Source organism: Planotetraspora mira, from assembly GCF_016863275.1.
In the GTDB taxonomy this organism is placed as follows: Bacteria; Actinomycetota; Actinomycetes; order Streptosporangiales; family Streptosporangiaceae; genus Planotetraspora; species Planotetraspora mira.
Genome location: NZ_BOOO01000031.1, coordinates 177,555 through 198,063, shown reverse-complemented (window position 1 = coordinate 198,063; position 20,509 = coordinate 177,555). Strand labels below are relative to the sequence as shown.

Annotated in this window: 17 protein-coding genes and 1 pseudogene; 9 read left to right on the top strand and 9 right to left on the bottom strand. The window is 68.8% G+C overall.

The window, feature by feature from the left end:
• Nucleotide 1: 1 nt before the first annotated feature.
• Nucleotides 2-1,495, bottom strand: coding sequence for an MFS transporter (locus Pmi06nite_RS26685; RefSeq protein WP_203955874.1), 1,494 nt, complete (start codon nucleotides 1,493-1,495; stop codon nucleotides 2-4).
• Nucleotides 1,496-1,748: 253 nt separating this feature from the next.
• Here Pmi06nite_RS26685 and Pmi06nite_RS26680 point away from each other — a divergent pair, with 253 nt between their 5' ends.
• Together Pmi06nite_RS26680 and Pmi06nite_RS26675 are read left to right on the top strand one after the other, a co-directional pair.
• Entirely contained in the window at nucleotides 1,749-2,120 is a 372-nt protein-coding gene (locus Pmi06nite_RS26680; RefSeq protein ID WP_203955873.1) for a YciI family protein, read from the top strand.
• The gene (locus tag Pmi06nite_RS26675; protein WP_203955872.1) at nucleotides 2,117-3,337 is read left to right on the top strand and encodes an RNA polymerase sigma factor; all 1,221 of its coding nucleotides are present in this window, start codon (nucleotides 2,117-2,119) and stop codon (nucleotides 3,335-3,337) included. The genes Pmi06nite_RS26680 and Pmi06nite_RS26675 overlap by 4 nt, the downstream gene beginning before the upstream one ends.
• 130 nt (nucleotides 3,338-3,467) lie before the next feature.
• Here the strand turns inward: Pmi06nite_RS26675 and Pmi06nite_RS43025 are convergent.
• Nucleotides 3,468-3,638, bottom strand: a pseudogene (locus tag Pmi06nite_RS43025) (zinc-binding dehydrogenase); the annotation flags it as partial.
• 171 nt (nucleotides 3,639-3,809) lie between these two features.
• On the opposite strand from Pmi06nite_RS43025, the gene Pmi06nite_RS26665 reads away from it, so the two are divergent.
• From Pmi06nite_RS26665 to Pmi06nite_RS26650, 4 genes are all read left to right on the top strand, one after another.
• On the top strand, nucleotides 3,810-3,962 hold the full coding sequence (locus Pmi06nite_RS26665; RefSeq protein ID WP_203955870.1) for a hypothetical protein: 153 nt from the start codon (nucleotides 3,810-3,812) through the stop codon (nucleotides 3,960-3,962).
• Between the two features lie 46 nt (nucleotides 3,963-4,008).
• Complete coding sequence (locus Pmi06nite_RS26660) at nucleotides 4,009-4,428, top strand: GNAT family N-acetyltransferase (RefSeq protein ID WP_203955869.1); 420 nt, start codon at nucleotides 4,009-4,011, stop codon at nucleotides 4,426-4,428.
• Nucleotides 4,429-4,591: 163 nt separating this feature from the next.
• Nucleotides 4,592-5,158: a thioredoxin family protein gene (locus tag Pmi06nite_RS26655; RefSeq protein ID WP_203955868.1), complete on the top strand. Its 567-nt coding sequence runs from the start codon at nucleotides 4,592-4,594 to the stop codon at nucleotides 5,156-5,158.
• A 2-nt stretch (nucleotides 5,159-5,160) separates the two neighbouring features.
• Nucleotides 5,161-5,670 (top strand): hypothetical protein, encoded by a 510-nt coding sequence (locus Pmi06nite_RS26650; RefSeq protein ID WP_203955867.1) that lies wholly within the window; start codon nucleotides 5,161-5,163, stop codon nucleotides 5,668-5,670.
• Nucleotides 5,671-5,780: 110 nt separating this feature from the next.
• Here Pmi06nite_RS26650 and Pmi06nite_RS26645 read toward each other — a convergent pair whose 3' ends face one another.
• The 6 genes from Pmi06nite_RS26645 to Pmi06nite_RS26620 form a co-directional block, all read right to left on the bottom strand.
• A complete protein-coding gene (locus Pmi06nite_RS26645) occupies nucleotides 5,781-8,186 on the bottom strand; it encodes a DUF6351 family protein (protein WP_203955866.1) in 2,406 nt (801 codons plus the stop codon).
• Nucleotides 8,187-8,230: 44 nt separating this feature from the next.
• Nucleotides 8,231-10,399 carry a hypothetical protein gene (locus Pmi06nite_RS26640; protein WP_203955865.1) on the bottom strand — a complete coding sequence of 723 codons (2,169 nt, stop codon included), beginning with the start codon at nucleotides 10,397-10,399 and terminating at the stop codon, nucleotides 8,231-8,233.
• Between the two features lie 87 nt (nucleotides 10,400-10,486).
• Nucleotides 10,487-11,713: a PucR family transcriptional regulator gene (locus Pmi06nite_RS26635; protein WP_203955864.1), complete on the bottom strand. Its 1,227-nt coding sequence runs from the start codon at nucleotides 11,711-11,713 to the stop codon at nucleotides 10,487-10,489.
• Nucleotides 11,714-11,895: 182 nt separating this feature from the next.
• The gene (locus Pmi06nite_RS26630; protein ID WP_203955863.1) at nucleotides 11,896-15,165 is read right to left on the bottom strand and encodes a discoidin domain-containing protein; all 3,270 of its coding nucleotides are present in this window, start codon (nucleotides 15,163-15,165) and stop codon (nucleotides 11,896-11,898) included.
• 491 nt (nucleotides 15,166-15,656) lie between these two features.
• On the bottom strand, nucleotides 15,657-15,803 hold the full coding sequence (locus Pmi06nite_RS42105) for a hypothetical protein (protein ID WP_239114222.1): 147 nt from the start codon (nucleotides 15,801-15,803) through the stop codon (nucleotides 15,657-15,659).
• Nucleotides 15,804-15,932: 129 nt separating this feature from the next.
• On the bottom strand, nucleotides 15,933-16,523 hold the full coding sequence (locus Pmi06nite_RS26620) for a TetR/AcrR family transcriptional regulator (RefSeq protein WP_203955862.1): 591 nt from the start codon (nucleotides 16,521-16,523) through the stop codon (nucleotides 15,933-15,935).
• A 156-nt stretch (nucleotides 16,524-16,679) separates the two neighbouring features.
• Here Pmi06nite_RS26620 and Pmi06nite_RS26615 point away from each other — a divergent pair, with 156 nt between their 5' ends.
• Entirely contained in the window at nucleotides 16,680-17,435 is a 756-nt protein-coding gene (locus Pmi06nite_RS26615) for an SgcJ/EcaC family oxidoreductase (protein WP_239114221.1), read from the top strand.
• A gap of 128 nt (nucleotides 17,436-17,563) precedes the next feature.
• Nucleotides 17,564-18,421: a DMT family protein gene (locus Pmi06nite_RS26610; protein WP_203955861.1), complete on the top strand. Its 858-nt coding sequence runs from the start codon at nucleotides 17,564-17,566 to the stop codon at nucleotides 18,419-18,421.
• A 37-nt stretch (nucleotides 18,422-18,458) separates the two neighbouring features.
• Here Pmi06nite_RS26610 and Pmi06nite_RS26605 read toward each other — a convergent pair whose 3' ends face one another.
• The gene (locus tag Pmi06nite_RS26605) at nucleotides 18,459-19,100 is read right to left on the bottom strand and encodes a TetR/AcrR family transcriptional regulator (protein WP_203955860.1); all 642 of its coding nucleotides are present in this window, start codon (nucleotides 19,098-19,100) and stop codon (nucleotides 18,459-18,461) included.
• Nucleotides 19,101-19,276: 176 nt separating this feature from the next.
• Between Pmi06nite_RS26605 and Pmi06nite_RS26600 the strand changes: the two genes are divergently transcribed.
• Nucleotides 19,277-20,488 carry a cytochrome P450 gene (locus Pmi06nite_RS26600; RefSeq protein ID WP_203955859.1) on the top strand — a complete coding sequence of 404 codons (1,212 nt, stop codon included), beginning with the start codon at nucleotides 19,277-19,279 and terminating at the stop codon, nucleotides 20,486-20,488.
• The last annotated feature ends 21 nt before the right edge of the window (nucleotides 20,489-20,509 follow it).

Below are 20,509 nucleotides of genomic sequence, written 5' to 3'. Positions count from 1 at the left end.
CCTATGAGCGAGTCGCCTCGTAGCCGGGCAGCAGGGCCGGGGTGGTCCGGGTCGCCGGGCGCATGATCAGGATCAGTACGGCCGTCCCGGCGAAGATGACCGCGGCGACGACGCCGACGACGTGCAGGCCGGCGGTGAACGCCTCCCGCGCGGTGTGCAGCAGTTCCGCGCCCTGGCCGGCGGGAAGGCGCCGGCTGGCGGCGACCGCGCCGGCCAGCGAGTCGGACGTGCCGTCCATCCTGCTGCGGTAGACCACCGCGGCCACCACGCCGAGCAGCGCGAAGCCGAGCGAACCGCCGAAGTAGTTGCCGGTCTCCGACATCGACGCCGCCGAGCCGGCGCGCTCCGGCGGTACGGACCCGACGACCAGCCCTGTGCCCAGCGCGAACAGGGGGCCGGTGCCCAGCGCCAGTACGGCGATGCCGATCATCACCAGCGGCAGGGCGCTCGCACCGCCGACGCCGACCAGTAGCAGGCTGCCCAGCGCCGACCCCACCAGCCCGCCGGCGATCGCGGTCGTCTGCTTCATCCGCCGGGCCAGCGCCGGCGCGGCCATGGTGCCGACCGCCACGCCGAGGCCCATCGGTGCGAACAGCACCGCCGACGCGATCGGCGACAAGCCCAGCACGCTCTGCAGATACTGGGTCACCAGCAGGCCCGTGCCGGCCATCGCGATGCCGGCGAAGGCCAGCGCGACGAGTACCGCCGTGAACGGGCGGTTGCGCAGCAGTCGCAGGTCCAGCAGCGGCGTCTCCAGCCGCAGTTGCCGGCGTACGAACAGGAATCCGATGGCCGCGCCGACGACGAGAGCCGCCGCCGGCACGACCGACACGCCCTCGACGATCAGCTGCTTGATGCCGTAGAGCATCAGCAGCGCCGCCGCGAGCGACAGCCCGGCGCTGGCCAGGTCCAGCCGGCCGGCCTGGTCGCTGCGGAACTCCGGCAGCAGGAACGGCCCGGCGAGCAGCAGCAACGCCATCGCCGGCACGGCGACCAGGAACACCGATCCCCACCAGAAGTGCTGGAGCATGAATCCGGCGAGTACGGGTCCGAGCGCGCCGCCGGTGAACTGGCAGGTCGCCCAGATCGCGATGGCCTGCCCGCGCTGTCGTTCGTCGCGGAACATGTTGGTGATCAGGGCGAGTGTGGACGGCGCCAGGGTCGCGCCGGCGACGCCCAGCAGCGCACGCGCGACGATCAGCATCAGCGGGCTCACCGCGAGGGCGGCCACGACCGACAGGACGGCGAACGCCGCCCCGCCGATCATCAGCAGCCGTCGGCGGCCGATCCGGTCGCCGAGCGTGCCCATGGTGATGACCATGCCGCCCACCATGAGTCCGTAGCCGTCGCTGATCCACAACTGCTGGACGTTGGTGGCTCCCAGGTCGGCGCTCAGCTGTGGGAGCGCGAGGAGCAACGCCGTCGCGTCCATCGCGACGAGCAATGTCGGCAGCATGAGGACGACCAGTCCCAGCCATGCCCGGTTGAACCGCATATCCGCAACTCCCTGTTCTCTCGACGTTTCGCCGGTGGTCGGAGCGGCCGGGAGCTTCTTGACATCGGCAGGGGGGAATCTCTCGCGTCTGCCATGGTGGGATGTCACCAGAGAGGACGACTTCGCGGTCCGGGCGATGAGACGGCGAAGAACTCATGCGATTTTCCGGCGGGGGATGTCAAGACGGCGGCGGCGGCTCCGACCAACTGGTCGAAGGGCCCGCCCGGGGCTCGCGAACCACGAGGAGTACGAGATGAAGTTCCTGATCAGCATGCACATCAACCCGGCCGTGCTGGACGCGCTGACCGACGAGGAGAGGGCGGCGATCGGCGACGGCCACGGCGCGTTCATCGAGGCGCTGAAGAAGTCGGGCGAGCTGATCAGCACGCAGGCGCTGGCCGACCCGTCACAGGCCGCCGTGGTGTCCGTACGCAACGGCCAGCCGGTGGTGACCGACGGGCCTTTCCTGGAGTTCAAGGAGTATCTGGGCGGCTTCTACCTGATCGACTGCGAGAACAAGGAGCGGGCGATCGAGCTGGCGGCGCAGATCCCGGACACCGCGATCGAGGGCCTGGGGGTCGAGGTGCGGCAGGTGATGTTCGCTGATGGACAATTGGAGGCATGACGGCATCAGCCATCGAGGACCTGCTGCGTGAGCTCACGCCGCAGGTCCTCGGCGCGTTGGTGCGCCGGCACGGCCAGTTCGAAGGGTGTGAGGACGCCGTGCAGGAGGCTGTCCTCGCCGCGGCCGTTCAGTGGCCGGCCGAGGGAGTGCCGAGCAACCCGCGTGGCTGGCTGGTGACTGTCGCGTCCCGGCGGCTCATCGACCAGATGCGCAGTGACCACGCGCGCCGGGAGCGGGAGTCGGCGACGGCCACCGAGGTGGTCCCCGAGGACGTGCCGGACACCGACGACACGCTCGTCCTGCTGTTCCTGTGCTGCCATCCGACGCTGACCGCGGCCTCCCAGACCGCCCTGACGTTGCGGGCGGTCGGCGGCCTGAACACCGCCGAGATCGCCCGCGCGTTCCTGGTGCCCGAGGCCACGATGGCGGCCAGGATCAGCCGGGCCAAGCAGCGGATCAAGGCCGCCGGCAGCTCGTTCAGCCTGCCGGACGGCCCGGACCGCGAGGAGCGGCTCCAGGTCGTCCTGCACGTGCTCTACCTGATCTTCAACGAGGGCTACACCGCCTCCTCGGGCAGTGAGTTGCACCGCGTCGACCTCGCGCACGAGGCGATCCGGCTGGTCAGGATGGTGCACGCGCAGCTGCCCGAGGACGGCGAGGTGACCGGGCTGCTCGCGCTGATGCTGCTGACCGACGCCCGCCGGGAGGCTCGTACGACGGCCGCCGGCGATCTGGTGCCGTTGGACGAGCAGGACCGTGCGAAGTGGGACCGCGGGCTGATCGACGAGGGCATCGAGCTGGTCAAGACGTCACTGGCCGGCCCGGCGCTGGGGCCCTACCAACTGCAGGCCGCCATCGCCGCCACGCACGCCGACGCGGGCACGGCCGAGGCGACCGACTGGCCGCAGGTGCACGCCCTCTACCTGATCCTGGAACGGATCGCACCCAACCCGATGGTCACCCTCAACCGGGCGATCGCGCTCGCCGAGATTGAGGGCCCGCCGGCCGGGCTGGCCCTGCTGTCCACATTGGACGGTGACGAGCGGATGGCCGGGCATCACCGGTTGTTGTCCGTACGGGCGCATCTGCTGGAGAAGACCGGCGACACGGCCGGAGCGTACGAGCACTACCGGCGCGCCGCGAAGTCCACCGCCAGCATCGCCGAGCAACGCTACCTGGAGTCCCGGGCCAGTCGGGTGAGACCATCAAGCGCCTGAAGCGCCACCGGACGGTGGCCACGAGGTACTACGAGCTCGCTGTTCGCCACGAGGCGACCCCTCACCATCGATGAGTGGCTTTGACCAGCACTCCAGGCCCTCGGCCACATGGGACCATGGGGACGTCGTGTCAGGTGATCTCGATGACGACCTTGCCGGAGGTGCCGCCGGCGGCCAGTGCGCGCTGGGCGTCGGCCGCGCGTTCCAGGGGGTAGATGGCGCCGACCCTCACCGTGAGCTTCCCGGACGCGGTCGGCGGTCCCTTCGCCGTAGGTGACCGGTTCGGCGCCGAGCGTGTGTACGTAACCGTGGTCGCGTGCGGAGGCGGTGCCGATGACGCGGGCTCCGCGAGATCCTGCGATCTGGACGGCGAGGGAACCCACCCCGCCGGCCGCTCCGTGCACGAGCAGGATCTCGCCGGGCTGGACGTCCAAGGCGTGGACGACGGCCTGGTAGGCGGTCAATCCTGCCAGTGGGAGGCCGGCCGCATCTGCCCACGACGACGCCGGCCCTCGGCTGGCTCCCGCAGACCTCACGGCCTGAGATCGTCTCCTTCGCCCGCACCGTACAGCGCATCGCCGCCGATCACGGGGGCGCTCAACTGCTCAGCGAGTCGGCCCCGTAAGCATCGGCGGTTGGGGTGCCCCGGGCGAGGCTGATAATTTCCCGCCATGGACGCGATCATCCGGCACGGACGGGTTGAGGATGTCGAGGCGCTGCTCGCCTTCTGGCGCATCGCCGCCGAAGGGACCGACCGCCATGACGATTCCGCCAAGGTGGGTGCGCTCCTCGAGCATGATCCCGAGGCCGTCCTCATCGCCGAGGTCGACGGGGAGATGGCCGGCACGCTGATCGCCGGCTGGGACGGTTGGCGGGCCCACCTCTACCGGCTGGCCGTGGACCCCGCCCGCCGCAGGCAGGGGATCGGAACCGCACTGCTCCGGGCAGCCGAGGAGCGCTTCGCAGCCTTCGGCGCGTTCCGGGCCGACGCGATGGTGCTGCTGGACAACGAACTGGCCCATCATGTCTGGGGCGCCGCGGGCTACGTGTCGCAGCCTCAGTGGTCCCGTTGGGTCAAGCCTCTGATGTGAGATCCAAACAAGACTCACGTCCATGACGGCGGTCGAGAGCCAGTGCTGCGACTGCCGGCTACACGAGGCTCTCATCGGCTAGGGCCGTGACCGGAAACGATCACCGGGTTGGGCGGTCATGAGCAGCGGGGATCGCGATGCCGCGCCACCGTGCGCTACTCTCGTGCGCCTGATCAACTCTGGTGAGGACCGGTTAATGCTGCGACGAATTGGCCCCGCCGCCATCGGTATCGCACTGCTCCTCGCGGGATGCGGCAACATGGACGCGCCGACGCCCGGCGCCTCCTTATCGTCGGCGGCTCCTGTGCTGCAGGCCGCCGCCGCGGACACGATCCCGGACCACTATGACCCGGCGCGGGATCCGGCCGTGGACCTGAGCAAGGCACTCACGCGGGCCGAGTCCGACGGCAAAGAGGTCCTGATCGATTTCGGCGCCGACTGGTGCCCCGACTGCAAGGTGCTCGACAAGCTGTTCCAGTCGGAAGAAACGAAGCCGCTGCTTCAGCGCGACTACCACGTGGTGGCAGTGGACGTCGGCGAGTTCGACCACAACCTCGACTTCGCCGCGAAGTACGTCAAGTTGGAAACGAGTGGCATCCCGGCGCTGGTGGTGCTGGCACCCGACGGCAGCGTCCTCGGGGACACGAACGACGGCTCGTTCGCCAACGCACGCACCATGAACAGCGACCAGGTCAACGCGTTCCTGACCCACTGGGCCCCCGAGAGCTGACGGTGCACCGCGCTCTGCTGGCCGTGGTGGCCGCCGCGTCGCTTGCCCAAGGATGCGCCGCGGCCGGCGCGAGCAGCCCGTCCGCCGAACTGTCGGGCCGCCTGGATGACAGCGGGGTCACCGTCGTGGCGGCGCTGACCACCGGACCGGATGGAACCCGTCAGGTGCGAGCGGTCTTCAGCCCGCAGAAGCTCGGCTTCCACCTTTACAGCATGGATCTTCCGCCGGGAGGCGTGAGCGGCCTCGGTGTGCCCACGACGGTGACAGTGGGCGGAAGCCTGCGCGCGGCCGGTAGCCCGACCGCGGACTCGCCCGTGAGGAACCTGCGGATCGAGGAGCTGGACGTGGACCTGCCTGTCTACCCGGACGGCCCGGTAACCATCGCGGTGCCTGTGCGCCGAACCGGGAATGGGCGTGCTGAGGTGGTCGTCACCTACGGGGCATGCAGCCCATCCAGCTGCCTGGCTCCCGTACGCGACCGCGTCATCGCCCTCGTCCCGGTCGGGACCTGATCAACTCCGAGAACATCCGCTCGTCGCGCCGTGTCTCCGGCCGTCGGCATGACGGCCGGAGACACGGCGATGACCGGTAGAGCCGGGGTCACACCGTCGTCCGGCAGCGGTTATGGGCGGCCCACTGGCGCCTTGGTGTAGTCGCATACGCCACCAGGGAAGATCTGCTTCAGCGTGGCCCTCTGCGCCGAGCTGGGTCGCCACGAACCGTAGTCGCCCCTGGCCACCGCCTTGTCGACCGGCTGGAGCCGGCACTTGTACATGTCCTCGTCGAACGGCCCGCCGGCGACGATGCGCGACGTGGAGTGGATGGGGAACAGCTCGGTGCAGGCCCCGTCCGCCCTGTGGTCGAGGACGCCGTCCCAGACGTGCGAGCCGGAGGCGATGAGCCGCCCGTCGGTGGCGAAGCACCGGTCGGTGGCCTCCGAGGGCTTGTTCTGGCCCACGGTGCGCTCCGGGTGCTTCCGGATGTTCGCCATCCACGTGTCGATGGCCTTGAACGCCTCGGGGAGCTGGGTCGACTGGGCGCCGCCCGGCCGCGCGTCCGTGAACCAGATGGCCTGGTTGTCCGCGTTCCCCTGCGCCTCGATGATGCGTTCCCTGCTGGCGAACGACTGACGGCTGTTGTGCATGTTCAGCTCGTCCTCGAGGTAGTGCCGCCAGTCGATGATCGGGATGTCGATCCTGCCGCGGAACACCATGCCGGACCGGTAGGCCGCCTCGATCGCGCCGACGTCGCCCTCGGTGCGCGGCGCCGGAGTCGCGCCGCCGTCCGGGCTCAGGGTCATGTTGCGCGAGCTCCACGGGTCGAACGTGCCGCCGGGCACGAACGGCGCGCCCTCCTGCACCATGTCCTCCGGGTCCTTCCACCCGCCGACGGTGGCGTTGAGGTGCAGGAACTCCTCGGGGGTGAGCGTCCCGTCGGTGAGCGCCCGGAGGCCGTACTGGACGCCGACGTTGTCGAAGGTCCTGCGCGCGAAGCCGTCCGGCTTCACCCCGTAGATGTTGCGCAGATCATCGAAATGAGTCCATTTCACCGTGTCCATGACGCCCTTCGGCTCCATCAGACCCTGGTTGGAGCCGGCCGACCCGTAGTGCGGGTTGAGCGTCAGGGGACTGAGCCCGCGCCAGCCGTTGACGCACTCGCTGGAGCCGGGCTTGCCCGTGTACGGGTTGCGGACCGTGCTGCTCGAGTTCATCCCTTCGAGCAGCTTGCGGTTGTCCCAGTTCTGCCACTTGGGATTGCCCGCGTCGGTGACGTCCATGAAGTACTCGAGCAGTTCGCAGTCGCCGACGTGGATGCCCTGCGTGACCATGTCCGGATAGGCGTACACGGGGATGGCCGCGTCGATGAGGCCGGGATGGTTCTGCCCGTACACGTACTGCTGAAGGCCGCCGCCGGAGGCGCCGACGCCGACGGTGTAGAGCGGCTCGCCGTGCTCCTCGATGAACCGTTCCTTCACCATGAGGGCGGTCTCGCCGCCGACCTGGAGGTTGTAGTGGTTCCCGGTGTCGTTGCCGGTGGAGTAGGCGACCGCGTAGCCGGCGGCCAGCCCCTCTTCGGCCTCGAACATGTCGTCGATCGTGGTGCCGAGCTCGCCCTGGTTGTGCCCGATCCCGACGCCGCCCGAGCTGAAGCTGTAGATCAGGCGCCTGTTCCAGGCCGAGTCGGCTGCGTGGTCCGCATCCACCTTCAGGGGGCTCAGCATCGCGATGCTGTAGATGAACCTGTCGATCGTGCCGCGCTCCCAGCGGACGACGAAGTCGACGACGCGACCGTCCGACGTCGTGGTGGTGGCGAGGTCGGCGGGCCGGCTGCCGTCGGCCGGCAGCGGCTTCCACCCACCGCTCGTGGTCCGGTAGACGAAGTCGACGCGCGGTTTGACGCTGCAGTCGCGGCTCCACCCGACGATCTGATCGGTCTTCTGGCCGTTCGCGTCGAGCGCGAAGACCGGCAGGCCCACGTGATCGTGGTTGTCGACCAACGGCTGCCCGAGGCCTGACTGCTCGGTCTTGCAGACGAACGGCTCCTGCTGGGGACCGGAGAAGATCGGCCCGGTGATGCTGTGATTCGTCAGCGTGAGCCGCGCGTCACGGTGACGGTCACCGGACGCCTCCGCCGTGAGGACGTTGACGCCGGTCCGCATCCCGTCGACGAGACCGACGAGCGTCCGCCGCTGATCACCCGCGGAGAAGTCACGCGTGACCTCCGCGCCGTTCAGACGGATCTTGACGCGCTGGGGGGAGACGTCGTCCGGGACCTGCACCTGCACCCTGGCGTCCCCGCCCGACACCTGGTCGGGGCGGCTGGACAGAACCGTGATCTGCAGGTCGTGCTTTCCGCCCTTCTCCTTGTCGTGCGAAGGGTCGTGCGACGGGCCGTGGGACGGACTGCCGGTCGCGGACGCGACCGCGGGGCCGGCCGCGGTGAAGAGGGTGGCCATGGACATTGACGCGATGGAAAGTGACGCGATGACGGCGAGGCGCATGCGCCGCCCGCCGGATGGGGACCGCATGGTGCACTCCTAGGGGGTCGCGGGGCTTGCGGACGGGAGGCGGATCACGGCCCGGTCCAGCGGTCGAGGTAGCAGGGGTGGTCGCCGCAGGTGTCGACGACCACGCCGTCGAGGAGGAAGGTCGCCAGTTGCTCCTGGCCGGCGGCGGTCTCCGTGGCGTCCGGCCCGTGCGGGTCCACGCCCTCGCTGTTGGGCACGTTCGCGATGGGCGGCGGGGGCGTCCCCTCGACCTCGCCGTCGACGGTGCGCAGTGGTCCGATGTCCCAGAGCGTGATGGTCGCCGCCCCGTGGTACGGCGAGTGCTCCATCCGGGGAACCCCCCAGAACGGCGTCTTCTCCTGCGCCCGGCCGGGGTCGAGGATGGGCGTGCGGATGCGGGCGCCGATGGTGCGTGCCTCGACCGCCGCGGACCAGGTGGAAACCTGGTGATCGCCGTAGGACGCGAGCAGGAGCACCTGGTGGGCGGGCGTGTTCGGGTAGGTGTCGGTCGTCATGTGGTGCGCGTAGCCGCCGGCCTCCGACCGGTCCCACAACATCTGCAGCAGCCCGAAGATGATCTGCTGGTCGAGCTTGTCGGGATAGTTCTGGTCGAAGATCGCCTGGAATGGCGCGAAGTCGACGCTGCGGTTGAGCAGCAAGCTGTAATTCATGCCGGGAACGCCGAGCACGCCGCGGGTGAAGTCGGGGGCCACCGCGGTGAGGGCGCCGCCCATGATGCCGCCCTGACTCCCACCCAGGTAGAGCAGTTCGCGGGTGTCGATGACCGATTCGGTCCGGCCGTTCTTGTCGAACTGGAAGGCCGGGTTCGCCGCGAAGCCGTCCGGATGAATCATCGCCCGGCCCAGATAGAGGAAGTCGAGCATTCCCTGCTGCCCGCGGTCGGCGACCGTCGGGAACTTCGAGAAGTCGCTGTAGGCCTCGGCGGCGGTCGCACGGTCGTCTCGCGCGAGGCCGATCCAGTCTGACGCGCAGAACATGATGTCGTGGTCGTCGCCGACCGTGTACAGCTTGCCGGAATCGACCTCGTCGGCGCTGCCGAGCAGGCCGTGGCCGTACAGCGACGGGTGCACCTTGTGGATCCGCCCGCCTGAGACGGCTGAGCGGGGAATGTTGCAGATGAAGTTCGCGGCCCGCTCGTTGCCGGGGATCTGGCTCGGCAATGAGGAGCCGTTCGAGTAGTGGAATGTCGCCCCGGTCGGGCAACCGCTCTCATCGAGGTAGCACGGCACGAAGACGCGTCCCGCGACGCGGCGTGCGATCTGGTCGTTCTCGCCCGTCTGGCAACCGTCGGCGCCGCACTCGCTGAAGTTCTGCACCGAGTCGACGGCGAACCGCGGAGAGCGCCCTTGGACGCGCTTGTCGTCCAGGTCTTTGTCGCCGAGTTGCCGGAAGGCGTCATCGCGGATGTGCAGCATCCGCTCGGAGAGGCCGCGCTCGCTGGCGACCGTGAAATCCCAGGCGAGGTAGAGGCTGTGCGTTCCCACCCCGGCCTTCTCGAGCGTCGCGAAGATCTTCTTCATCTGCGCCAGACGCCGCGAGTCGACCTTCCCGGTGCCGTGCTTCCCGCCGCCGTTCTGAGAGTCGGCGTACGCCGCGAAGGCGGGGCCGGGCGGGATGAGATGACCTGTACGGTCGCGCATCGAGCGGAGCGCGACGATATAGCGTGTTCCCTCCGCGAGGTTCGCGGCCGGGTGGATGATCAGAGCCTGGCGGGCGGGATCGGTCGCGTTGGCGTCGAGTTCCGCCCAGTACGCCGTGCGCTTGCCGGTGCGGGTGTCGAGCAGCACGATCGGCGCGTCATGGTCGAGTGAGGCGCCGATATCGGTGATCGGCGCTGCCTTGGTCTTCGTCAAATCGACCCCGGGCACCCTGGTGAGGATCGGCGTGCCGGGGCTGAACCCGTCGTTTCGGTTCCATTCGGCCGGGTCGATCGGCGTGCCGGCGATGTTCTGCGGCATCATCCCCGGTGAAAAGGCGATCCGTCGGCCGGTTTCCGTGGACGTGTCGGGAACGGTGAAATAGTCGTTGGGAAACGGCAGCAGACAGGCGGACGGGTCGATCGGGTCGCAACCGGATTGCGGGCTGCCGTGGTCGGGACCGTGTCCGGCACTGGGGGGCGGGGTCGGTGCTCCTGCGGCCGCGGCGACAGGAGTGCTCACCATCAGGGCGGCCGTGACGGCCAGCGCGCTGAACAAAGCGAACGAGCGATTCATGCAATTTCCTCGGCTAAAGCCAGAATCGGCATCGTGGGATGCTAACTCGATCACACGTCCGACAACTATCGGCGTTCACCCGAGAGTTCAGGACCGTTCGTTGTGATTTCTCCCAAGCGCCTGCAAGGTCAACGCCGTACCCAGCACGAGGACGCCCCGCCCCGACCCCACGGAGTAGCCCGTGAGTTCGTGTATCCGGGCCAGCCGGTAGTCGAGGGTGTTGGGATGAATGTGCAGCGCAGCCGCCGTACGCATCCGGTGGAAATCGTTGGCGAACCACGCGGCGAGGGTTTGCACGAGTTCGGGCCCGGATTCCAGCGGGTGGAGGACGTCGGCCAGACGCCGGCCCACCTCCCCGGCGCTCGTCAGCACGTACTCCAAAAGGACGTCGTCGAGTGTGTAGGTTCCCGGCGCGGCGTTCAGCCGGACGGCGAGCCGAAGCACATGGTCGGCCTCCGCCGCCGCCGGCGGTACGCCGTCCAGATCCGCTCCTGTGGCGATCGCCGCGAGCACCGGCGCGTCGGCGGCCTTCGCCATGCGCGCCACCACGTCCGCGGCCCGGGCGTCACGGTCGTCCGGGTCTGTGCGCGGGAGGAGGACCACACCGCCGCCGGGTGACAGGACGCTGAGCGACTGCGACTCGTGCCCGGAGTCGTCGGACAGGCCCTGCTCCATCCGCCGCAACTTGCGGCGGGCCGCCACGGCGCTTTCGACCTCCTCGTCGCGCTCGTCGACTGAGGACTCGACCCGAACCGCCAGCACGTGATACCCGGCGGCCAGTCGATGGCCGGCGCGCTCGGCCAGTTGGCGCGCGGGCATTCCCGCGAGGAGCGCCTCCGCCAGCCGGCGACGCGCCTCCCGATCCTCGTCGTGGATCGCCTGCCGCTCCTCGAGGTAAGCGGCCGCGACCGCGCCGGTGACGAGATTGTTGAATGTGATCACCAGGTGTGCGGCCTCGAACAGGTCCGCACGCTCGTCGGGATGCGCGTCGTCGCAGAGTTCCTGCCACCCGATCCTCGATCCGACGCGGTAGGCCGTGAGCACCGTCTCCAGCGGAACCCGTTCCTCCGCCCGCCGTGCGGCGCTGCGGCGGACGGTCAGAAGCTCTCGCTCATCCGGCAGTTCGTCATGGCTGAGGACCCGGAAGAACAGCCGCAGGTTGTGCCGGCAGATCTGGAGGAGCTCACCCTCCAACTGCTCTCGGGGCAGGTGGGCGTAGAGGGGGATCTCCGCGACGAAGGCGTCGACCATCCGATCGGCGAGCAGGTCGAGGCGCGTCGCGACACGCTCGGCGAGAGCGTTCAGTCGACGCATGTCGGTCCGGCCGCCATTCTCACAGGCCCTTCGATGATCAGGTGAGGTCATCGTATTCCCGGCCGGGTCGGCGTGACGATCGTGCCCTTGCCCTCCTCTCGTAGGTACGGTCGCGGCAGAGAGGGGTGCTGGGGTCGAGTGTCGGCTCGGCCCCAGCACCGATCTGGAGCGGTCTTGTCACATCACAGCGTGGCGCACTGACCTTGCTTAGGGCCGGTGACGGTGTTGGGGTTTCCGTTGTCGATCGGGGCCGGTCGATTGCCCGAGCAGTTCAACGGCCCGGTGATCTTGTTGCCGGAGATCACGGTGGTTCCCCCCGTGTTGGTGACCGACACCGGGCCGGTCACCGTGTTGACGGCGCATCGCCGGGCCGGGTCTCCGATGGTGACCGATGTGGCGCCGTCGACGTTCACCGAGCCGGTCACCGTCGTGTCGCAGAGGGCCACCACACTCGCGCCCGAGGCGTCCACCGGTCCGCTGACCTTCGCACCTGCGGTGGTCAGCAGGCCTGCGCCCGCTCGGACGACCACTGGCCCGGTCTGAGTGGCACCGTCGAGGCACAGCACGCCCGAGGAGACGACCAGTGGCCCGGTGTGGTTCGTGGTCTGGATGCTCGTGCACCCCGGCTCGGTGGTCGAGAAGTAGTACGTGTTCCCCGCCTTCGTGTCGAACTCGAGGAAGCCGTCGTGGACGGTCACCGCGGTGAAGTGGCCCTTGTCGTCGGTCACTGTGACGGCTGATGTCGGCCACGGGTTCTTCAACCTCAGGTTGCCGCCGGCCTTGCTCGTGATCTCCAGCGAGTGCACCACACCCCCGGTTCGCGCGGCGGACACCTCGAACGCGCCCTTCGCCAGGAGGCGGTGGAAGCTCGCGTCGCGGTTCGCCGGCCAGTCGGGGAAGACCGCCAGTTTCTCGCCGTCGCCGTACAGGAGCATGCTGTTGAGCCCCTCGGTGGCCGCCGCCTTCTCGATGCCGTGGAAGCCGTCGGCGACGGCGAGGTTGGGGGCGAGGCCGATGGTGCCGTTCAGCTGCGTCTTGAGCCGGTTGATGAGGGTCTCCGGGTCGTAGCCGACGCGGGCGGCCTGGGCGAACACCTTGGCGAAGGCGTTGAGCTGGCCCCAGGAGTTCATCTGCTGCACGGACGCCTGGCCCCGTGCGAGGTCCGCAGGTGACGAGAAGATGTCGACCTCGTCGCCGGGCTGGATGACCTCCAGGTTCACGGTGTTGTCGCCGGAGCGGAAGTTCGGGCCGGGCTGCCCGTTCTCCCCGATCATCGTGCCGTCGTCGGCGAGCGTGTAGACCGAGGCGCCGTTGCGAGTCGTGGTCGGCGTGGGTGCGAGCCGGTTGAGCATGTCCTCCCAGACCGCCCGCTGGTCCGGGTCGTCGTTGAGGAGCTTGCTTGCTTCGATGAGGGTTTTGAGCGTGGTGCGCAGGAACGGGACGTCTGGGCTGGAGTTGCGGCCCCAGGTGTTCTCGTGTGGTCCGGCCCAGAGGTTGAGCCGCCCACCGGGAGTGCCGCCGTCGTCGAGCCAGTCTTCGAAGAAGGCGGCGACCTCCTTGAGGTACGGGTAGGCCTCGTTCTGCAGGAATGCCTTGTCCTGGGTGTACTTCCAGTAGTCGACGTAGAGCATGGCGTTGAACAACCCGTTGCTCGTCTGCTGCAGGTACGAGCCGGGGAACTGGCCGCTTCCCTGCCCGCCGCTCGTGCTGCCCCATGGCCCGATGCCGACGGGGAACAGGACGCCGTCCGCGCCGCCCGCGAGGTCGGGCCGGGACGCGACGTAGTCGGGCTTGATCCGGGACACGTCGCTCTTGGCGCGGGCCTTCGCTGCCGGGACGTAGTCCTTGACCACCTGGTAGTACGGCAGGGACAGTTCCGGCCGGTTGCTGGAGTACACGCCGTAGAAGGGCGCCTGCGCGTTGTAGTTGAGGTGGTAGTCGCCGGAGAACATCGGCTGGTCGGTGGTGAACCAGATCCCGTACAACGCCGGTGCGAGCTTCCCTGGACGCGAGGCGGACCCGATCTCGTACTGCGCCCCGTAGTAGTAGCGATCGAGGACCGGGTCACCGAGGTCGACCCACGACTGCAGCCAGTACGCCTTCCACCAGTCCGCCTTGCGTTGCGCGAGCTCTGTGAGGGATGTCGTGGTCTGGCCGGTGATGAGATCCTGAGCGGTCGCGAGCGTGTCGGCGGGATTCCGGCCGCCGCCGCCCACACCCGTGACGATCTGCACGGTGGTGCCGGGCTCAAGCTTGAACGTCGCCTTCGCCGTCGCCGAGGTCGAGGTGTTCGTCGCGACCGGGTGCTGCAGTTCGGCGCCGATCACCCGCGTCGCGAGCGTCGCCCGGGACACCCATTTGGCCGTCGGGATGTTCTGGGTCTCCCTGGTCGCCCATAGCGTCGCACCGTCGACCCCGGAGGTCTCGGTGTAGCCGCCGTTCGCGCTGCCGGCACCCGACCAGGTCGAAAGCTGCAGGTCCACCGGGTCGGTCGCGTGCGAGGTCAGCTCCGTCACGACGACGTTGTCGTCGCTGCCCTGCCACGTGTGCATGGTCAGGTGGGCGTCGTCCATGAACATGTCGGTGTCGATCGACGGGTCAAGGATGTTCTGCCGCTCGTGGAAGGGCGGCGCGGGAGGAGGACTGGTCGCGTTGGGGTCGGCGTACACCTCGATCTGGCCGAGGCGCGCCCGCGGGTTCTGGGTCGAGTCGGACGTCGACTCCTGTGTCGGCTGCACGTAGTAAACGCGCACCCAACGCGCTGAAACCGGGGTGAAGCTGATGTCCGTGGTGTTCGCCGTGTTGTCCGTGGATGACATCAGCGTCGTCCAGCCCGGAGCGTTCGGATCTGTGCCAGGGGCGGTCGTGTCGTCGCTGTATTGAATCGAGAACACCTTGGGGGTGTTGGCGTCCTGACCCGGACGGGCGGCGGCGTCGTGCCGCAGCACGATGCGACCGACCGTCGTCGACGCCCCGAGGTCGAGGCGGAACCACTGCGGCTTGCCGACGTCGGAGAACCAGCCCTCGAATCCCGAGTTGGGGGTCCACTGGCCGTTCACCGAGCGGCTCGCGTTACTGGAGTTGGTGGATACGGCCACCGGCTTGTTCAGCGCCAGATTGAGCGACGTCTCTACCGGAGCCACCGCCTGCAGCGTGACACCGCCGAGTCCGGCCGTCTGGATCGAGGAGCCGCCGTTCCAGAAGTCGCCTTTGGAGATGATGAAGGTCTTGACCCCGCGGGAGCCGGCGGAGCTCACCCCGACGTCACCGTTACCCAGGTAGGCCGTGTTCGGCATGGTCTGGCTGATCGCACCGGGATAGTTCTCGTTGTCCCAGTCGCCGGTGATTCCGGCGAGTTTCTGCGACAGCGTGGCCCACTCACTCGTCGGTGTCTCGGCCGATGCCGGGGCAGCGGGTGTAGCGATGACGCCGCTCGCAATTGCCAGCGTCATGGCGACGGATAACGTTATCTTTCGGGGCATGAATGCCCGGACCAGGGCATGTGACGACCTCATGGGCTTCTTTCTTTGCGGAGAGGGGCTGCTTCGGAACAGATGTCTGGCTGGTCCGCACTGATCGTGTGCACTGATCGACGCCGCCGCGGCGGGGACGCTCCAGTCGAGGGATCACTCAGGCGCTCCTCATCCGAGGGGGAGGGACGGAGGTCATGGCGTCAGCAAGCGAGACCGCCATTTACGCGGCGAAACATCCGAGCTATCGGCCCGGTTTTTGGGAAGTTAGCCCGTTGTTACCAGATCGTCAAGGGTCAATGGCGGCGATACACCCGATGTCTGCTGGGGCTTTATCCCACTTAGCGCCATTCGTCCTAGTGCGTCCGCATAGCGCGCGCATCCGCGCCACCGGGGGTCGCAGCGATCGATCGCCGGCGCCGGCTGACCTGGGGTCTATGGTCGCGAACCCTGGCAAAGCTACGCCGGTTGGATCATCGCTCCCAGGGGGCGGTGTCCCCGAACTTGGCGTAGTACTTCGCCAGATGCGCCTTCACCCGGGGCATCTCCTGCTTGGGGATGTCGACTCCTCCGCGGGCGCCTTCGACTATCCCGCCGGCCGACATCACCGCTCTGGGCACGACCTTGAGATCGCCGCCGACGACGTCGGCGATCAGGAACTTGTAGGCGGTGAAGTTGCCCGCGGCGTCCCCGTCGTACCAGACGTGGGCGTCCCGGTAGGCCGCGTTGGGGGCGGAGGTGCTCCAGGACTACCTGATGGTCTCGCGCGCGGTGAGCGCCCCGAGGCCACGGATGAACAGCTCCAGATGACGGCGCGCGAGGTCGTGCTTCGCCTCCGCGGACAGCGGGCCGGGGAGGGGGCGGGCGATTCGCACGAGCATCATCCCGACGTCCTCGAAGGTGACGTCGGGAGGCAGCACGCCGGCCGTCCGCGCCGTGGAGAGGATCCGCCGCACGGAACGGGCGGACAGATCGCGCATGGGGCCCAGTTCAGGGTCGTTTTCGAGGTCGAGCACGTCCATCAAGGCCGGCAACACCGCGGATACCCGCAGTTCGAGCGCCTCGCGAAGATAGCGCGCGAGCGCACTGAACGGATCGGTCTCCTGCTCGGCGGCTGCGCGTGCCGCGGCCGCCGTCCTGGTCAACGCGTCCAGAGCGAGCGCGTGCAGCAGGGTTTCCCGGTCGGGGAACCGGCGATACAACGTGCCGATGCCGACTCCCGCGCGGCGGGCGATCTCGTCGAGTGGCACGTCGTGCCCCGACTCGGCCACCAGGTCTCGCGCGGCGAGCAGGATCTGCTCTTGATTGCGTCGAGCGTCGGCCCTCAGCGGCCTGGCCATCGTCTCGCCCTCTCCAGCCTCATGCCGACAGCTTAGCCAGTAAGTGGAGGGAAATTCTCCACTTGGTCTTGTCGGAGTTCCCTTGCCATGCAACAGTTAATCGGAGGGTTTACCTCCGTTTAAAGATGGACCCGAAGGAGAAGAGGAGAGATCACCATGAGCCGGCAACAGATACTCGATCTCGTCAACCGCTGGGCCCAGGCCGAGATGGACGGCGACGTCGACGCCTACGACGATCTCCTCGCCGCGGACTTCGCCGGCATCGGACCTGTCGGGTTCACCCTCGGGAAGCAGCAGTGGGCGGCTCGCCACCGGGGAGCCCTGAAGAATCACCATTTCGAGATCCTCGAGCCGCAAGTACGGTTCTACGGCGACACCGCGATCGTGGCAGGAGTCCAGGATCAGCGCACCACCGCCATGGGAAGTGACGTCAGCGGGTCATTCAGGCTCACCCTCGTGGCCGTGCGGCGGGACGAGCGCTGGCTGATCGTCAACATCCAGCTCAGCGGTCCGCTCCAGTCCCCGGCGGACCCGCCGCCCTTCACCCGCGACGGCCACGCTGCCGAGCAGGGCGCGCCGGCAGGTGTGACGATCTCCCGGGCCGAGCTCCGATCCGCGATGGACGCCGGTACGGTCACCGTCGTGGACGGGCTGCCCGAACCGGCCTATCGGCGCAGGCACCTGCCCGGCGCCCTGAACCTGACCGCCGAGGATGCCGCGAAGTCGGCGGACGATCTGCTGCCGGATCGATCCGTGGCGATTGTCGCTTATTCGACGGACTCCGCCTGCACCCGAGGCCCCGACCTCGTCGCCGAGCTGAAGCGGCTCGGATACCGCGACGTACGCCTGTACGCCGAGGGGATCGAGGGCTGGACCCGGTCGGGTCTCCCCGTGGAGGACGATCAAACCTGAGCATCCTCCGCCACCCATCCCGAATGCCTCCTGCGCAGGCGGCCTTCGGGCTCGTACAGCGAGCGCGGTAGGCGAGGACCATTCCCAGGGCGGACGCCCAGGCATGTGACATCGGTGAGTCTTGAGGCATGAACGACACGGTGCTCGCCTTGGCCCTGTGCGTGGCATCGTCGGTGTGTTACGCCCTAGGGGCGATCGCGCAGCGGCGCATCGCCCTCACCCCCACGATGGACGCGTTCCGATGGTTGTGGGCCCTGGGGCTCAACCTCGCCGGAGGCGCGCTGCACGTCGCCGCCTTGCGGTTCGGTCCGGTGACGATCGTCCAGCCGTTGGGCGCGCTGACTTTGGTCTTCGCGCTGCCGATGCGGCGAGAGGCGTACGCGACATCCCGCTCCGAGTGGGCGGGGGCGGCTCTCATCGTGGTCGCGCTGGCGGGACTGGTGTCGCTGATGCTCCCCGCAGGTCCCCCCGCCCTCAGCGCGTACCAGGTGCTCGTGGTCGGCGGTGCGAGCGCGGGCGTGACCGCCGCGCTCGTGGCCGTCTCTGCGGCGCCTTCCCCTATGATCCGTGCGCTGTCGTTGGCCGCTGGAGCCGGGATCGCCTTCGGCACCGCGTCCGCACTGGTTCCCGTGGTGCTCGCGGTGACTGGCTGGACGGTTCTCATGGTGGGTGGACTGGTCGGCTGCTTCGCGCTGGCAGGGGTGGCGCTGTCGCAATCCTCCTATCGTGACTTCGGCCTGGGCCTGCCCCTGGCGGCCCAGACCATCGCCAATCCCGTGGCCGCGATCGTGATCGGTCTCACCGTCCTGGGCGAGGGGGTCCGGTTCGGGGGACTCGCCCTCACTCTGGTCGCCGCCGCGGTGATGGCCTGCGGCGTTGTGATGCTCGCCCGCGGCGAGGAGGCTCGGCGAGCCGTATCCGCGCATGTCCCAGGCTCGCGCATCGAAGGGTATGAGGCTCAGCCCGCGTCTTCGCCAGGACGATGACGAGTCGATCCTCCGTACGCGAGAGCCGAGCACGGCCTCAGTGGAGGAGCGCGTCGATGTCGAGACGGTAGAGCGCGCTGAAGAGCGGCCAGGTCAGAGCGGCCATCTCAGCAGGAGGCAGTGGGCAGCCGCGCTGGAGCCAGTCGGCGGCCACGCCGATGAGCGCCCCGGCGGTGAACACGGCGGGAACGTCGTGCGGGATGTCCACCGGAGAGCCGTCACGCACCGGGAGATCGTCACCGGCGGCGGCCTGGCGTACGAGGTCGTAGACGGCCGCGGCGATGCGCCGGCGGATGTGGTCGACGAGGCGCGCGCTGCCCTGCGGCCCCAGGAGGGCGCGGTAGAGGCCGGCGTGCTCGGCGAGGCTTGCGAAGAACGCCTCCAGCGACTGCGTCGCGTCCCGCACCGGGTCCGCCGAGTCGGGCCCCGGGGCAGGCAGAGAGCCGATCAAGTCGTCGATCATCGCGGTGCAGGCGGCCTCGGCCAGCTCGTGGACGTCGCGGTAGTGGTCGTAGAAGGTCGAACGGCTCACGCCGGCGTGTTCGGCCACGTCGGCGACGCTGATCCGGGACAGGTCCTGCTCCTCGACGAGCTGGATCAGCGCGCTCGCTAAGGCCGCGTGGGTGCGGCGCACACGCCGGTCACCCGATGAGGTGCTGCTCTCCCTGGTCGTGACCACGCCACCAGCTTACCTTCTGACTACACATGTACGTTTTCCTACACATGTAGGGTAATCTTCTCGACGACGGGACGCCTCACGCCCGCGTGGCGGCGGGGGAGGAGCAGGCACGCGACAGGAGCGCCATCAGCCGCCTGTTCACAGGCGGCCGACCATCCACGCAGAGGAGATGCCCGATGAGCCTCGACGAGCAGGTCCTGAGCTACCCGATTCCCAGTGACGCCGCACTGGAGCCGCCCGCGGAGTGGGCGGAGTTGCGCAGCAAGTGCCCGGTGGCCCACGTGAAACTTCCCAGCGGTGACCAGGCGACGCTGTTGACGCGCTATGAGGACGTCAAGCGGGTGCTCGCCGACCCGCGCTTCACCCGCCAGCTCAACGCCCCCGACGCCGCCCGGCTGTCGGCGGAGGGGAATGGGGTGTTCAACAGCGAGATGGCGCAGATCATCCCTGACGGAGGCGATGAGCACCAGCATTGGCGGCGCCTGGTCGGCAAGTGGTTCACCGCCAAGCGCATGGCGGCGCTGCGGCCGTCGATGGAGGAGATCGCCGAGCAGCTCATCGACGACATGGTCAAGTGCGGCGCGCCCGGCGACCTCAAGGCCGGCCTGGGCTTCCCGCTGCCTGTGTACGTCATCTGCGACATGCTCGGCGTCCCGGCCGCCGACCGGGAACGGTTCTCCTACTGGTCCGACGCCCTGCTCAACCTCACCCGCTACAGCCGGGCCGAGATGGAGGCCGCCCAGGGCGAGTTCTTCCAGTACATGGCCGACCACGTCGCGGCCAGGCGCGCCGAGGCGGGGGACGACGTCCTCAGTGAGCTGATCGCGGCCGGCGGCCCCGAGGAAGGCGGGCTGACCGACATCCAGATCCTGGTCACCGGCATGGCGCTGTTGGTCGCCGGGCACGAGACCACCGCCAACATGATCGGCAAGATGGTCTCCATGCTGCTCGCGGACCGTAGCCGGTGGGAGCGGCTGCTGGCCGACCCGTCGCTGATCCGCACCGCGGTGGAGGAGACGCTGCGGCTCGACGCCAACTCCGGCTTCGGCCTGCCGCGCTACCTGCGCGACGAGATCGAGGTCGGCGGCACGGTCCTGCCCCGCGGCACCACCGTGGTGTGCAGCATGGCCGCCGCGAACCGTGACGAGAGCGTCTTCGAGGGCGCCGAGGAGATGGATCTGCGCCGCAGCCCGAACGCGCACCTGGCTTTCGGCGTCGGCGCCCACTCCTGCCTCGGACAGGCGCTGGCCCGCACCGAACTGCAGGTCGTGCTCGAGGTGCTGCTGCGCAAGCTTCCCTCCCTGGAGCTGGCCGTTCCCGCGGAGGAGCTGGAACGCGTGGAAGGGCTGGCCGTCGGCGGCCTGCGTACGGTCCCGGTCCGCTGGTGACGTGACACCGCCGCAGGGGCG

Excerpts from the sequence above, each read along its gene's own strand:
- Pmi06nite_RS26685 (WP_203955874.1), bottom strand. The coding sequence starts at position 1,495 with ATGCGGTTCAACCGGGCATGGCTGGGACTGGTCGTCCTCATGCTGCCG.
- Pmi06nite_RS26680 (WP_203955873.1), top strand. The coding sequence starts at position 1,749 with ATGAAGTTCCTGATCAGCATGCACATCAACCCGGCCGTGCTGGACGCG.
- Pmi06nite_RS26675 (WP_203955872.1), top strand. The coding sequence starts at position 2,117 with ATGACGGCATCAGCCATCGAGGACCTGCTGCGTGAGCTCACGCCGCAG.
- Pmi06nite_RS26660 (WP_203955869.1), top strand. The coding sequence starts at position 4,009 with ATGGACGCGATCATCCGGCACGGACGGGTTGAGGATGTCGAGGCGCTG.
- Pmi06nite_RS26645 (WP_203955866.1), bottom strand. The coding sequence starts at position 8,186 with ATGCGGTCCCCATCCGGCGGGCGGCGCATGCGCCTCGCCGTCATCGCG.
- Pmi06nite_RS26640 (WP_203955865.1), bottom strand. The coding sequence starts at position 10,399 with ATGAATCGCTCGTTCGCTTTGTTCAGCGCGCTGGCCGTCACGGCCGCC.
- Pmi06nite_RS26635 (WP_203955864.1), bottom strand. The coding sequence starts at position 11,713 with ATGCGTCGACTGAACGCTCTCGCCGAGCGTGTCGCGACGCGCCTCGAC.
- Pmi06nite_RS26630 (WP_203955863.1), bottom strand. The coding sequence starts at position 15,165 with ATGACGCTGGCAATTGCGAGCGGCGTCATCGCTACACCCGCTGCCCCG.
- Pmi06nite_RS26620 (WP_203955862.1), bottom strand. The coding sequence starts at position 16,523 with ATGGCCAGGCCGCTGAGGGCCGACGCTCGACGCAATCAAGAGCAGATC.
- Pmi06nite_RS26615 (WP_239114221.1), top strand. The coding sequence starts at position 16,680 with ATGAGCCGGCAACAGATACTCGATCTCGTCAACCGCTGGGCCCAGGCC.
- Pmi06nite_RS26610 (WP_203955861.1), top strand. The coding sequence starts at position 17,564 with ATGAACGACACGGTGCTCGCCTTGGCCCTGTGCGTGGCATCGTCGGTG.
- Pmi06nite_RS26600 (WP_203955859.1), top strand. The coding sequence starts at position 19,277 with ATGAGCCTCGACGAGCAGGTCCTGAGCTACCCGATTCCCAGTGACGCC.